The 13,165-nt window shown below is 67.7% G+C and carries 10 protein-coding genes; 8 read left to right on the forward strand and 2 right to left on the reverse strand.

Features of this window, described 5'->3' with window-relative positions:
• Positions 1-15: 15 nt before the first annotated feature.
• Together PK606_RS10010 and PK606_RS10015 are read right to left on the reverse strand one after the other, a co-directional pair.
• Positions 16-2,223 carry an HsdM family class I SAM-dependent methyltransferase gene (locus PK606_RS10010; protein ID WP_324563410.1) on the reverse strand — a complete coding sequence of 736 codons (2,208 nt, stop codon included), beginning with the start codon at positions 2,221-2,223 and terminating at the stop codon, positions 16-18.
• 135 nt (positions 2,224-2,358) lie between these two features.
• Positions 2,359-4,578 (reverse strand): malate synthase G, encoded by a 2,220-nt coding sequence (locus PK606_RS10015; RefSeq protein WP_324563413.1) that lies wholly within the window; start codon positions 4,576-4,578, stop codon positions 2,359-2,361.
• Between the two features lie 210 nt (positions 4,579-4,788).
• Here PK606_RS10015 and PK606_RS10020 point away from each other — a divergent pair, with 210 nt between their 5' ends.
• The 8 genes from PK606_RS10020 (at position 4,789) to lptB (ending at position 13,163) form a co-directional block, all read left to right on the forward strand.
• A complete protein-coding gene (locus PK606_RS10020) occupies positions 4,789-6,708 on the forward strand; it encodes an acyl CoA:acetate/3-ketoacid CoA transferase (protein WP_324563416.1) in 1,920 nt (639 codons plus the stop codon).
• A gap of 77 nt (positions 6,709-6,785) precedes the next feature.
• Positions 6,786-7,766, forward strand: a complete 981-nt coding sequence (locus PK606_RS10025) for a LysR family transcriptional regulator (RefSeq protein WP_324563418.1) — start codon at positions 6,786-6,788, stop codon at positions 7,764-7,766.
• Positions 7,767-7,796: 30 nt separating this feature from the next.
• Entirely contained in the window at positions 7,797-8,243 is a 447-nt protein-coding gene (locus PK606_RS10030; RefSeq protein WP_324563421.1) for a DUF2214 family protein, read from the forward strand.
• Positions 8,244-8,299: 56 nt separating this feature from the next.
• Positions 8,300-9,973: an arginine--tRNA ligase gene (gene argS / locus PK606_RS10035; protein ID WP_324563423.1), complete on the forward strand. Its 1,674-nt coding sequence runs from the start codon at positions 8,300-8,302 to the stop codon at positions 9,971-9,973.
• Between the two features lie 14 nt (positions 9,974-9,987).
• Positions 9,988-10,890, forward strand: a complete 903-nt coding sequence (locus PK606_RS10040) for an SPOR domain-containing protein (protein ID WP_502920823.1) — start codon at positions 9,988-9,990, stop codon at positions 10,888-10,890.
• 74 nt (positions 10,891-10,964) lie between these two features.
• Positions 10,965-11,597, forward strand: a complete 633-nt coding sequence (locus PK606_RS10045; RefSeq protein ID WP_324563425.1) for a thiol:disulfide interchange protein DsbA/DsbL — start codon at positions 10,965-10,967, stop codon at positions 11,595-11,597.
• A 115-nt stretch (positions 11,598-11,712) separates the two neighbouring features.
• Positions 11,713-12,357 (forward strand): lipopolysaccharide transport periplasmic protein LptA, encoded by a 645-nt coding sequence (gene lptA, locus PK606_RS10050; RefSeq protein WP_324563427.1) that lies wholly within the window; start codon positions 11,713-11,715, stop codon positions 12,355-12,357.
• A gap of 14 nt (positions 12,358-12,371) precedes the next feature.
• The gene (lptB, locus tag PK606_RS10055) at positions 12,372-13,163 is read left to right on the forward strand and encodes an LPS export ABC transporter ATP-binding protein (RefSeq protein WP_502920828.1); all 792 of its coding nucleotides are present in this window, start codon (positions 12,372-12,374) and stop codon (positions 13,161-13,163) included.
• The last annotated feature ends 2 nt before the right edge of the window (positions 13,164-13,165 follow it).

Genomic DNA, 13,165 nt, shown 5'->3' on the forward strand with positions numbered 1-13,165 from the left:
GTGAACGCTTGAGCATCAAGCCAATACCTGTCCGTGGGATGGGGTCAAGACCACAAACCAAAGATCCGGAGCTCTTACGTAGACGCCCCACTTGCCGCCGTAGTAATCATTCAGTGATCCGGCTGTATCCGAATCTTCGTCGGAGGTGTCTTCAGCGTCCGGTTCATCTCCAACGGTGTTCGCGCCACGAATGATGCGGCCCAGTTCCACCCCTTCTTGCCAGAGCGAGCCCTGGTTTACCAAGCGGGCGCGGTACCGGCTGTGAGTCACGTCTTCGTCGACTTGCAGGATTTCGTCGCGCAGCGCGTCGGCTGCCAGCACAGCGCCCAAGGTGGTGCCATCGTGTTCCAGCAGTTCGCTCAGCGGCTTTCTCAGCTGGACGAAACGAACCGTATTCGCCGCCCTCTTCGCCGCGTTGTCACAGCGCCTTGCAATCGTTACCGTGGTTGCTACCCGCGCGCCCACGAACCACGGTTCGACCGGACTCTCCAGAACAGCCAGAATCTCAAAATTCTTGAGCAACCAGCGTTGCAGATGGAAGCCATATTCCACATCTAACCACTGACTGGATGTGATGAAACCGAGCATGCCGTCCTGTTTGAGGAACATGGATGCGTGTGGCCAGAAATAGCAGTGCAGGTCTGAGCGGCCAGGCAACTGTGCCTTGGCCATCTGTTCGACTCGGCGGCGGTAGAACTCTTTGGTGCCCGACTCAGGTCCCCCATCTTTTGGTTTCTTTTGGGCCCGAGGGATGTCTTCCTGTCGCACGTAGGGCGGGTTGGCGATCACGGCATCCAACGGCGGGATTGAGATGTTCTGGTACTTGACTCCAAGCCCTTCAGACTTCAGTTTCTGCGGCAGTTTCACGAAAGGTGAGTCGGGCAGCACGTTGAAGAAGTCCGAGCGCCCGATGCGTGGGTAATTCTCATCCTCCACCAGATCACGGGTGGCCAGGTTCATCGTCGTCAGATGCGCCGCGAACTGGGAAACGTCGATGCCGTAGACGTCGGTCAGCAAATCCCGGTGGTGACGGTTCTCGGCCAAGACCTTCTTGCGAGCGTAGGCGCGCACCAGAAAAGTTCCTCCGCCACAGGCCGGGTCGAGTACTTTGGCGTCGCCGGAGCGGATGCAGAAACTGTTGATCAGGTCCACCACTTCAACGCGCGTGTAGAACTGGCCGTACTTGTGGCGCTCCTCCGGCCCGATCAGACGCTCAAAGATACTGCCCACTACTTCGTAGTCGAGCTTGGAGAAATCGAATTCATGGATTTGGTCGATCAGGCTGCGCCAACCTTGCACAGCGGCATCGGCGTAGAACGGGATGCGGCGTCCCATGTCTTTGGGGTCATCTCCAAAGATGGTTTCGTAGTCTCCTGTGACCTGCTTGGCCTCTGCGAAGAAGTGCTGCAAGCGCATCTGCAGGTCGTCGCCGGTAGTGATTTCTGGTTGTGCATTCAGTGGCGCCAGGGTCCTGCCGTATTTCTTCAGCAGCGCTTCGTGGAAAACCAGTTTGTTGACAAACAGGTAGCAACCGAATTTGGCCGCACGCTCCAGCAGGTCGTGCACCCCTTCTAGATCGCTTACCACGGTCCAGCCGAGCGACACCATCCACTGATCGAGGTCGCGCTTGAAGCTGTGGTTGCTTACATAGCGCTTGGCCAAGGCTTCGTAAGTGTGTCGAATCGGCACAGTGAGTGCGGATTCCAGAGCCTCAACAAACTTGACGTCGGGAGTACGCCCCCCACCTACCCTGCCGGACTTCAGTATCCGGGCCGCTTCATGCAAGAAAACGACCAGCCATTCATGAATCTTGGCCTGAACGGCGGCAGCCTCCAGTTGAACCCGGTTGGTCAAGGCTGCCACGGCCCAACGTTCGTAGGCGCGGTCTTTCAGTCCTGCGCCAGCAGTCGCCGTCTCCCACAGCACGCACTCGTTTACGTTCCAGGTAAAGAAGAACTTGACGCCAGCGCGCAACGCTTTCTGTTGTGCATCTTTGACCACTTCTGCGCGGTATGGGCTTCCGCCGTCAGGAGCGTCGGGAAGCTTGACCTCGCCGGTCATGATCGCTTCGCCGTTCCGGTCGATCAGTGTCAGGTCTCGCCGTTTTTGCGAGCCTTGGCCAACGGATTCGATCCTGGCGCCAGCGAAAGGAAGATGGGAATTGAGCTTGGCGATCTGATCGATCCAGCTCTTGACTTCACCAGTGAATCCCCATTCGTTCATATGCGTGGCTTGACAGCTTGATGCGTGATGTGAGGTGTGATGGTACCTGTCGAGTTGCTACCGCTTGCACGGTCATAGACCAAAAGAAAACGGCGCCCGTGGGCGCCGTGGTTTGGTGCTGTTCGGCGATAGCGATCAGGCGCCCGCCTTGACCTTCTGGCGCCAGGCGTGCAGCAGCGGTTCGGTGTAGCCGCTCGGCTGCTCGATGCCCTTGAACACCAGGTCGCAGGCGGCCTGGAAGGCAGCCGACTTGTCGAAGTTGCCGTGCATCTTGCGGTACAGCGGATCGCCCGCGTTCTGCTGGTCGACCAGCGCTGCCATGCGCTGCAGCGTGGCGCGCACCTGACCCTCGCTGACCACCCCGTGCAGCAGCCAGTTGGCCATGTGCTGGCTGGAGATGCGCAGCGTGGCGCGGTCTTCCATCAGGCCGACGTGGTGGATGTCGGGCACCTTGGAGCAGCCCACGCCCTGGTCGACCCAGCGCACCACGTAGCCGAGGATGCCCTGGGCGTTGTTGTCAAGTTCCTGCTGCTTCTCGGCCGCGGTCCACTTGGCCTCGGGCACCACCGGGATGCTGAGCAGGCCGCTCAGCAGCTCGTCGCGCAGCGCCTCGGGGTCGGTCTTGGCCAGCTCGGCCTCCATCGCCTTCTGCACCTCGCTCACCAGCACCTGGTGGTAGTGCAGCGCGTGCAGGGTGGCGCCGGTCGGGCTGGGCACCCAGGCGGTGTTGGCGCCGGCCTTGGGGTGGCCGATCTTCTGCTCCAGCATGCCCTTCATCAGGTCCGGCATGGCCCACATGCCCTTGCCGATCTGGGCCTTGCCACGCAGCCCGCAGGCCAGGCCGACGACGACGTTGTTGCGCTCGTAGGCCTGGATCCAGGCGCTGCTCTTCATGTCGCCCTTGCGGTAGACCGGACCGGCCTGCATGCAGCTGTGCATCTCGTCGCCGGTGCGATCCAGGAAGCCGGTGTTGATGAAGGCCACGCGCGACTTCGCGGCGTCGATGCAGGCCTTGAGGTTGACGCTGGTGCGGCGCTCCTCGTCCATGATGCCGAGCTTGACCGTGCTGTCCTTCAGGCCCAGCAGCTGCTCGACACGGCCGAACAGCTCGCTGGCAAACGCCACCTCGGCCGGGCCGTGCATCTTCGGCTTGACGATGTAGACACTGCCGGTGCGCGAGTTGCGCAGGCCGTTCGCGCCCTTGCCCTGCAGGTCGTGCATGGCGATCGCCGTCGTCACCACCGCATCCAGGATGCCCTCGGGGATCTCCCGGGTAGCGCCGTCGGCGGCCTTGTACAGGATCGCCGGGTTGGTCATCAGGTGGCCGACGTTGCGCACGAACATCAGCGAGCGGCCGTGCAGCTTGACGCTGCGCTTGCCGTTGGCGGCGGTGTAGACGCGGTCGGGGTTGAGCCCGCGCGTCATCATCTGGCCGCCCTTCTCGAAGCTCTCGGTCAGCGTGCCGCGCAGGATGCCGAGCCAGTTGCGGTAGCCGAGCACCTTGTCCTCGGCGTCGACGCAGGCGACCGAGTCCTCCAAGTCGAGGATGGTCGACACGGCGGCCTCGACCACCACGTCGGCGACGCCGGCGGGATCGTTCTTGCCGATCGGCGAGGCAGGGTTGATCTGGATGTCGATGTGCAGGCCGTTGTGCAGCAGCAGGATCGACGACGGCGCCTTCGGCTCGCCCTGGTAGCCGACGAACTGGCTGGCCTCCTGCAGCTTGCTGCTCTTGCCGCCCTTGAGCTTGACCACCAGCTCGCCATCGCGTACCACGTAGCCGGTCGAATCCAGGTGCGAGCCCTTCTTCAGCGGCGCGGTGCGGTCCAGCACGTGGCGCGCCCACTCGATCACCTTGGCGCCGCGCTTCGGGTTGTACTTGGCGCCTTTCTCCAGGCCCTTGGTTTCGGCGATCACGTCGGTGCCGTACAGCGCGTCGTACAGCGAGCCCCAGCGCGCGTTGGCGGCGTTCAGCGCGTAGCGCGCGTTCAGAATCGGCACCACCAGCTGCGGGCCGGCCTGCACGGCCAGTTCGGCATCGACCTTGGTGGTGGTGATCCTGACCTTCTTCGGCGGCGTCACCAGGTAGCCGATGCCCTCCAGGAAGGCGCGGTAGGCGCGCATGTCGCGGATCGGGCCGGGGTTGGCGCGATGCCAGGTGTCGAGCTCGGCCTGCAGGCGCTCGCGCTCGGCCAGCAGCGCCAGGTTGCGCGGCGCCAGCTCGGTCACGATGCCGGAGAAACCGCGCCAGAAGGCCTCCTGCGCCACGCCGACGTCGGGCAGCACCTCCTGGTTGATGAAGTCGTACAGCTCGGTGGCGACCTGCAGGTCGTGGACGTTGGTGCGTGTGCTCATGGCGGTCCTCTCGGGTTCGTGGAATTGGTCGGGCAGGGCGCAGCGCGCCCCACTTGGAAACATGGTATTCGATTTGTTTTGGGTGAAAAATACCTAAATAAATGAATTACTTTTGCGTAAGCAGCAAAGATGATCGCTTGCGTGGTGCCGGCCCGGCCGTGCGCCACGGCTATGCTGCGGCTCGAACCCCGCCCGACGAGGAGGCCCGCCATGCCCGGTTTCGACCCCTACCAGCTGCACCACAGCCCGTACAAGAACAAGATCGTCACCGCCGCCGAGGCGGTGCGTCTGATCCATGACGGCGACACGGTGGCGACCGGCGGCTTCGTCGGCATCGGCTTCGCCGAGGGTGTGGCGGTGGCGCTGGAAGAGCGCTTCCTGGCCTCGGGCCAGCCGCGCGACCTGACCCTGGTCTATGCCGCCGGGCAGGGCGACGGCAAGACGCGTGGACTGAACCACTTCGGCCACGCCGGCCTGCTCAGGCGCGTCATCGGTGGCCACTGGGGCCTGGTGCCGAAGGTGCAGAAGCTGGCGGTCGACAACCAGATCGAGGCCTGGAACTTGCCGCAGGGCGTGATCACGCACCTGTTCCGCGACATCGCCGCCGGCAAGCCGGGCACGCTGACGCGGGTCGGCCTCGACACCTTCGTCGATCCGCGCCACGGCGGCGGCAAGCTGAACGCGCGCACCACCGAGGACTTGGTGCAGCTGCTCAAGCTTGGCGACCAGGAATTCCTGCTCTACAAGGCGTTCCCCATCCACGTCGGCATCATCCGCGCCACCACCGCCGACCCGGACGGCAACCTGACCATGGAGCGCGAGGCGCTGACGCTGGAGGCGCTGGCGATCGCCATGGCGGCGCGCAACTCGGGCGGCGTGGTGATCGCCCAGGTCGAGCGCCTGGCCGAGCGCGGCAGCCTGCACCCGCGCCAGGTCAAGGTGCCGGGCGTGCTGGTTGATGCGGTGGTGCTGGCGCAGGACCCGGCGCACCACCAGCAGACCTTCGCCGAGCCTTACAACCCGGCCTTCGCCGCCGAGATCCGGGTGCCGATCGACCGCCTGTCGCCGATGGGCCTGTCGGAGCGCAAGGTCATCGCCCGCCGCGCGGCGCTGGAACTGCGCCCGCACCAGGTGGTGAACCTGGGCATCGGCATGCCCGAGGGCGTGGCCAACGTGGCGGCGGAAGAACAGATCATCGACCTGCTGACGCTCACGGCCGAACCTGGCGTCGTCGGTGGCCTGCCGGCCGGCGGCCTGAACTTCGGCGCCGCCGTCAACCCGCAGGCCATCATCGACCAGCCCTACCAGTTCGACTTCTACGACGGCGGCGGCCTGGACATCGCCGTGCTGGGCCTGGCGCAAGCCGACAGCCACGGCAACCTCAACGTCAGCAAGTTCGGCGCCCGCCTGGCCGGCGCCGGCGGCTTCATCAACATCAGCCAGAACGCGCGCACGGTGGTGTTCGTCGGCACCTTCACCGCCGGCCAGCTGGAACTGCGCCTGGATGACGGGCGGCTGGCGATCGTGCGCGAGGGCGGTGCGCGCAAGTTCGTGCGCGAGGTCGAGCACCGCAGCTTCAGCGGCGCCGAAGCGGTGCGGCGCGGGCAGCGCGTGCTGTACGTGACCGAGCGCGCGGTGTTCCGCCTGGTGCCGGCGGAAAATGGCGTGGGCGGCGAGCTGGAGCTGGTCGAGATCGCGCCTGGCATCGAGCTGCAGCGCGACGTGCTGGCGCACATGTCGTTCAGGCCGCGCATCGCCGCCGAGCTGAAGACCATGGACGAGCGCCTGTTCCGGCCCGAGGCGCTCGGCCTGCGCACCCAGCTGCTCGAGCGCCCGCTGGGCGAACGCCTGCACCTGGACCGCGACGCGCGCGTGCTGCACGTCGACTTCTCGGGCCTGCAGGTCAATTCCTCGGCCACCATCCTGGCCATCGACACCGCGGTGCGGGCGCTGCTGGAGCCGTTCGGCGAGCGCGTCGACACCGTGGTCAACTACGACCACTTCGGCATCGTGCCCGAGTTGGTCGAGCCCTACGCCCGCATGGTGCGCCAGCTGACGGCGGATCTGTACCGGCGCGTCACGCGCTACGGCACCACCGGCTTCATCAAGTCGCGCCTGACGACGACGTGAGCGACCGCAGTCGCCGTCGTCGCCGCGCGCCTGGCACTGACGCGTGCGGCGACCTGGGCTGCGGATAATCCTGGCGCATGGACAAGCTCAAGGTCTTCGAGACCTTCGTTTCGGTCGCCACGCGCGGCTCCCTAAGCGCCGCCGCGCGCGCCGAGGGCGTGGCGCCGGCGGTGGTCAGCCGCCGCCTCGACGCGTTGGAGGAGCATCTGGGTGTGAAGCTGCTGGTGCGCACCACGCGCCGCCTGGCGCTGACGCACGAGGGCACGGCCTTCCTCGACGACTGCCAGCGCATCCTGGCCGAGGTGGCGGGCGCCGAGGCCAGCGTGTCGGCCGGCGGCGTACAGGCCAGCGGACACCTGCGCGTGACCGCGCCGGCCGGCTTCGGGCGCCGCCACGTGGCGCCGCTGGTGCCGCCGTTCCATGCCGCGCACCCGCGCCTGCGTATCTCGCTCAACCTGTCCGACCGCGTGATCGACGTCGCCGGCGAGGGCTACGATTGTGCGGTGCGCGTGGGCGACCTGCCGGATTCGACGCTGGTCAGCATCCGCCTGGCCGACAACCGCCGGCTGGCGGTGGCCACCCCCGCCTACCTGCGCCGGCGCGGTCGGCCGCGGCATCCGCGTGATCTGGCGCAGCACGATTGCCTGGTGCTGTCCAGCGATGCCTCACAGACCCGGGGCTGGGCGTTTCGCGTTCCGCGAACCGCCCATGGGCGGAACGACGAACGCGCCCTGGCAGGCGCGGGTGTGCCGACCGACGCCGAGCACGAACTGATCCACCTGCGCCCCAGCGGCCCACTCGACTGCTCCGACGGCCAGGTGCTGCATGACTGGTGCCTGGCCGGCCACGGCATCGCCTGGCGCAGCATCTGGGAGGTGGAGCACGAGATTGCCGCCGGCCTGCTGGTGCCGGTGCTGGAGGACTTCGCCGCGCCGCCCAATGGCGTCTACGTGGTGCTGCCGCACGCCACCCGCCACGCACCGCTGCGCGTGCGGCTGTGGGTCGACTACCTGAAAGAGCGCTACGCCGATCCGGGTTTCTGGCGCCGCCTGGTCTGAAACCGCGCCGCGCGGCGGTACGATCGCGCCATGCTGGAACCTCTGCTGGCCTTCTTCCATATCAGTGCCTTCATCGGCTGGATCGTGTTCGCCACCGCGCAGGCCGTGATGTGCCGCAGCGACTGGTTCAACGCCGCCGCGGTGCCGCGCATGGTGCGGCTCGACCTGATCCTGTGGATCGCCACCGCCGCCGTGCTGGCGAGCGCGCTGGCGCGCATCTACTGGGGCGCCAAGGGCAGCGCCTGGTACTGGAGCAATCCGCTGCTGCACGTGAAGCTGACGCTGTTCCTGGTCGCCGCGCTGCTGCAGATCGGCCCGACGCGCCAATACCGCCGCTGGAAGGCGCGCTTCGATGCCAACGGCAGCCTGCCGTCGGAGGCCGAACTGACCGGCGCGCGCCGGCTGGTGATGATCGCCACCCACCTGGTGGCGGTGATCCCGCTGCCGGCGGTGTTCCTGGCGCGCGGCTTCGGGTAGCGCCTGCCCCCCGGTCAACCCGCGGGCGCCGCCGGCGCGCCGCCTAAAATCCGCCGATGCAAGTCGTGAAGAATGAACTGCTCGCCGCGCTGGCGGCCGAGCTGGATAAGGTATTGCCCGGTGCCGGCGAGAAGGCCGCGTTCGAGTCGCCCAAGCAGGCCGCGCACGGTGACTTCGCCTGCACGGCGGCGATGCAGCTGGCCAGGCCGCTGAAGTCGAATCCGCGTGCGCTGGGCGAGCAGCTCAAGGCGGCGCTGGAGGCCGCGCCGGCGTTCCGGCGCTGGGTCGACGCGATCGAGCTGGCCGGGCCGGGCTTTCTCAACATCCGCCTGAAAGCCGCCGCCAAGCAGCAGGTGGTGCGCGAGGTGCTGGCGCAGCAGGCCGGCTACGGGCGGCGGCCGGATCGCGGCGAGAAGATGATGGTCGAGTTCGTCAGCGCCAACCCGACCGGGCCGCTGCACGTCGGCCATGGGCGCCAGGCGGCGCTGGGCGACGCCATCTGCAGGCTGTTCGAAACCCAAGGCTGGCGGGTGCACCGCGAGTTCTACTACAACGACGCCGGCGTGCAGATCGACACGCTCACCACCTCGGTGCAGCTGCGCGCCAAGGGCTTGAAGCCGGGCGATGCCGGCTGGCCCGAGGCGGCCTACAACGGCGACTACATCGCCGACATCGCGCAGGATTTCCTGGCCGGCCAGACCGTGCAGGCCGACGACCGCAGCTTCACGGCCAGCGGCGACGTGGAAGACCTGGACGGCATCCGCCAGTTCGCCGTCGCCTACCTGCGCCACGAGCAGGACAAGGACCTGCAGGCCTTCCGCCTGAAGTTCGATGAGTACTACCTGGAGTCGAGCCTGTACAGCTCCGGCCGCGTCGAGGCCACGGTGCAAAGGCTGATCGACGCCGGCAAGACCTACGAGCAGGACGGCGCGCTATGGCTCAGGAGCACCGACTACGGCGACGACAAGGACCGCGTGATGCGCAAGTCCGACGGTGGCTACACCTATTTCGTGCCCGACGTCGCGTACCACATCGCCAAGTGGGAGCGCGGCTACGCCAAGGCGATCAACATCCAGGGCACCGACCACCACGGCACCATCGCGCGCGTGCGCGCCGGCCTGCAGGCGGCGGACGTCGGCATCCCGGCCGGCTATCCCGACTACGTGCTGCACACCATGGTGCGCGTGGTCCGCGGCGGCGAGGAAGTGAAGATCAGCAAGCGCGCCGGCAGCTACGTCACGCTGCGCGACCTGATCGAGTGGACCAGCGCCGACGCCGTGCGCTTCTTCCTGCTCAGCCGCAAGCCAGATACCGAGTACACCTTCGATGTCGACCTGGCGGTACAGAAGAACAACGACAACCCGGTGTACTACGTGCAGTACGCGCATGCGCGCATCTGCTCGGTGCTCGAGGCCTGGGGCGGCGAGGTGGCGACGCTGCAGGACGCCGACCTGGCGCCGCTCGACACGCCGGCCACGCAGGCGTTGATGCTGCAACTGGCCAGGTACCCCGGCATGCTGGCCGCCGCCGCCAGCGATTTCGCGCCGCACGACGTCACCTTCTATCTGCGCGAACTGGCTGCCAGCTACCACAGCTACTACGACGCCGAGCGCATCCTGGTCGATGACGAAGCGCTCAGGACCGCCCGCCTGGCCCTGGTCGCGGCGACCGCTCAGGTGTTGCACAATGGCCTGTCGGTGCTCGGCGTGTCGGCCCCGAACAAGATGTAAAGCGTTATCCCGTCATGCTTCTGTATTCCAACGACCCGCAGCGCACCCAGTCCGGCAGCCCGAAGGCCGCAGAACAGGCGATGCCAGCGGCTGCCGAGGCTAGGCCAGCGGCGCCGGCCGGCACGACCTGCTCCGGAGCCAGTCGCGCAGCGACCCGGGCAGGGCGGCGCCAGCGCGGCGGCACTGTCCTCGGCATCATCCTGGGGGTGATGGCGGGCCTGGCGCTGGCGCTGGGCGTGGCGATCTACGTCGCCAAGGTGCCGGTGCCCTTCGTCAACAAGAATGCCTCGCGCAGCGGCGGCCAGGACGCGGCCGAAGCCGAGCGCAACCGCGACTGGGATCCGAACGCGGCGCTCGGCAGCAAGGCCGGCGCCCGGCCAAGCCCGCCGGCGCCGGTCACGGTGGCGCCCGCTCCGGATCCCGCGCCGATTCCGGCGCCGGTGGAAACCGCGCAACCGAGCCCGCGCGCGCCGATGCCGGCACCGGCCGAGGTGAAGCCGGCCGAACCGCGCGTGGCGACGACCGCGCCGGTGGAAGCGCGCAGCGCCGATGCCAAGCCCTTGCCGCGTCCGGGCGCGCAGCCGAGCGCGCCGGCCGCCGCGCCGCCATCCTCGTCCGATCCGCTGGGCGACTTCGCCGCGGCGCGCGCCGGTGCCCGGCCTGCGGCGCCGGCGCCGGACCCCTTCACCTATTTCGTGCAGGCCGGCGCGTTCCGCTCGCCCGACGACGCCGAGGCCCAGCGGGCGCGCCTGTCGCTGATGGGCGTGGAAGCGCGCGTGACCGAGCGCGAGCAATCGGGCCGCACGGTCTACCGGGTGCGCGTCGGGCCGTTCCAGAACAAGGATGCGGCGGATCGCGTGAAGGACCGCCTGGACGGCAATGGCTTCGACTCGGCGCTGGTGCGCGTGCAGCGCTGATCGGCGTGGCCGGTGGAACTTCCAGGGGCAGGGCCGGCTCCATGATGGGTAAGTTTGTTGCGGAGAAGATCAAGATGAAACGTCGTGAATTCGCGCTCGGCAGCGCCTTGGTGGCGCTGCCGGGCATGCTGGCCTCGCCCGCGTGGGCGCAGTCCGGCAAGGGCTATACGGAACTGAAGGAGCGCGCGCCGGTCGAGGCGCCGGCCGGTCAGGTCGAGGTGGTGGAGTTCTTCTCCTACGGCTGCTCGCACTGCAAGAATTTCGAGCCCATGTTCAGCGCCTGGAAGAAGTCCGCGCCCAAGGACGTGGCGGTGCGGATGGTGCACGTGGGCTTCCAGAGCAGCTTCGAGCCGCTGCAGCGCATCTACTACGCGCTCGAGGCGCTCGGCCAGGTCGATGCCCTGCATGCCAAGGTGTTCGACGCGCTGCAGGCCCAGCGCAAGCGCCTGAACCAGCCCGACGTGCTGTTCCCCTGGATCGCCGAGCAGGGCGTCGACCGCGCCAAGTTCGAGGAGGCCTACAAGTCCTTCGGTGTCGCCACCAAGCTGCGCCGTGCGGTGCAGTTGCAGGAGGCCTACCAGGTCGAGGGCACGCCGGCGCTCGGCGTGGCCGGCCGCTACTACACCGACGGCTCCATGGCCGGCGGCTTCCAGCGCATGATCCAGCTCACCAACGGCCTGATCGAGCAGGAGCGCAAGCGCGGGTGAGATCCCGGCGGTCGCAGGCTTCCTGGGCCTGCGCGCGGATGGCCCGCTTCGGCGGGCTTTTTGCTGGCTGCGCAAGGCCCACGCTTACAATGAGACAGCAAGAATTGTGCCGCCCATGAAGCCCATCCATTCCTCGCGCAACGGCCGTTGCAGCCTGCTGGCGCTGTGCCTGTTTCTGGCCTTGCCGGCCTGGGCCGAGCGCGCCGACCGCGACAAGCCGATGAACATCGAGTCCGACGCGCTGCGCTACGAGGACCAGAAGCAGTTGTCCACCTTCACCGGTCGCGTGGTCGTGACCAAAGGCAGCATCGTGATGCGTGGCGCGCGGCTGGACGTGCGGCAGGACGCGGCCGGCAACCAGTTCGGCACCATGGTGGCCGAGCCGGGCCAGCGCGCCTTCTTCCGCCAGAAGCGCGAAGGCGTGAACGAATTCATCGAAGGCGAGGGCGAGACGATCGAGTACGACGGCAAGGCCGACACGGTGCGCTTTCTGCGCCGCGCCGAGATGCGCCGGCTGGCCGGTACCCAGGTGCTGGACGAGGTGATGGGCGCGGTGATCGTCTACAACAACACCTCCGAGGTCTACACCGTCGACGGCACGCCGCGCTCATCCGGCGCGCCGTCGGCCGCGCCTGGCGGCCGGGTACGCGCGGTGCTGGCGCCGCGCGGCGGTGGTGGCGCGGGCAGCGCGTCGCCGGCCGCCCCGGCGGCGCTGCCCTTGCAGCCGACGCCGGCGCTGCCGTCGGGATCCGGGCAGTGAGCGATGCCACGGCGGTGCCGGCTGCTTCCGCGTCCGCAGCGGGCAGTGCGCCGCCGGCGCGCGGCACCAGCCGGCTGACGATTCGCGGCCTGCGCAAGAACTACGGCGCGCGCCGCGTGGTGCACGATGTCTCGCTGGATGTGAACAGCGGCGAGGTGGTCGGCCTGCTCGGCCCCAACGGCGCCGGCAAGACCACGTCCTTCTACATGATCGTCGGCCTGGTGCGCGCCGATGCCGGCAGCATCAGCATCGACGACCAGCCGATCGAGCAGATGCCGATCCACCGCCGCGCGCGGCTCGGACTGTCATACCTGCCGCAGGAGGCCTCGATCTTTCGCAAGCTCACCGTGGCCGAGAACGTGCGCGCGGTGCTCGAGCTGCAGCAGGACGCCGATGGCAGGGCCTTGCCGCGCGCCGAGATCGAGCGCCGCCTGACCGAGCTGCTGGAGCAGCTGCACGTGAACCAACTGCGCGACGCACCGGCGCCGGCGCTGTCGGGTGGCGAGCGACGCCGGGTCGAGATCGCGCGCGCATTGGCGACGCAGCCGCGCTTCATTCTGCTCGACGAGCCGTTCGCCGGCATCGACCCGATCGCGGTGATCGAGATCCAGCGCATCATCGCCTTCCTCAAGAGCCGCGGCATCGGCGTGCTGATCACCGACCACAACGTGCGCGAGACCCTGGGCATCTGCGACCACGCCGTCATCATCAACGAAGGGCGCGTGCTGGCGGCCGGCACGCCGCAGCAGATCATCGACAACCCGGAAGTGCGGCGCGTCTACCTTGGGGAGCATTTCCGCCTGTGATG

It is taken from the genome of Ottowia sp., from assembly GCF_035444425.1.
Classification (GTDB): Bacteria; Pseudomonadota; Gammaproteobacteria; order Burkholderiales; family Burkholderiaceae_C; genus Ottowia.

What these genes read in the sequence shown, in the direction of transcription:
- PK606_RS10010 (WP_324563410.1), bottom strand. Translation starts at nt 2,223, where the DNA reads ATGAACGAATGGGGATTCACTGGTGAAGTCAAGAGCTGGATCGATCAG.
- PK606_RS10015 (WP_324563413.1), bottom strand. Translation starts at nt 4,578, where the DNA reads ATGAGCACACGCACCAACGTCCACGACCTGCAGGTCGCCACCGAGCTG.
- PK606_RS10020 (WP_324563416.1), top strand. Translation starts at nt 4,789, where the DNA reads ATGCCCGGTTTCGACCCCTACCAGCTGCACCACAGCCCGTACAAGAAC.
- PK606_RS10025 (WP_324563418.1), top strand. Translation starts at nt 6,786, where the DNA reads ATGGACAAGCTCAAGGTCTTCGAGACCTTCGTTTCGGTCGCCACGCGC.
- PK606_RS10030 (WP_324563421.1), top strand. Translation starts at nt 7,797, where the DNA reads ATGCTGGAACCTCTGCTGGCCTTCTTCCATATCAGTGCCTTCATCGGC.
- argS (WP_324563423.1), top strand. Translation starts at nt 8,300, where the DNA reads ATGCAAGTCGTGAAGAATGAACTGCTCGCCGCGCTGGCGGCCGAGCTG.
- PK606_RS10040 (WP_502920823.1), top strand. Translation starts at nt 9,988, where the DNA reads ATGCTTCTGTATTCCAACGACCCGCAGCGCACCCAGTCCGGCAGCCCG.
- PK606_RS10045 (WP_324563425.1), top strand. Translation starts at nt 10,965, where the DNA reads ATGAAACGTCGTGAATTCGCGCTCGGCAGCGCCTTGGTGGCGCTGCCG.
- lptA (WP_324563427.1), top strand. Translation starts at nt 11,713, where the DNA reads ATGAAGCCCATCCATTCCTCGCGCAACGGCCGTTGCAGCCTGCTGGCG.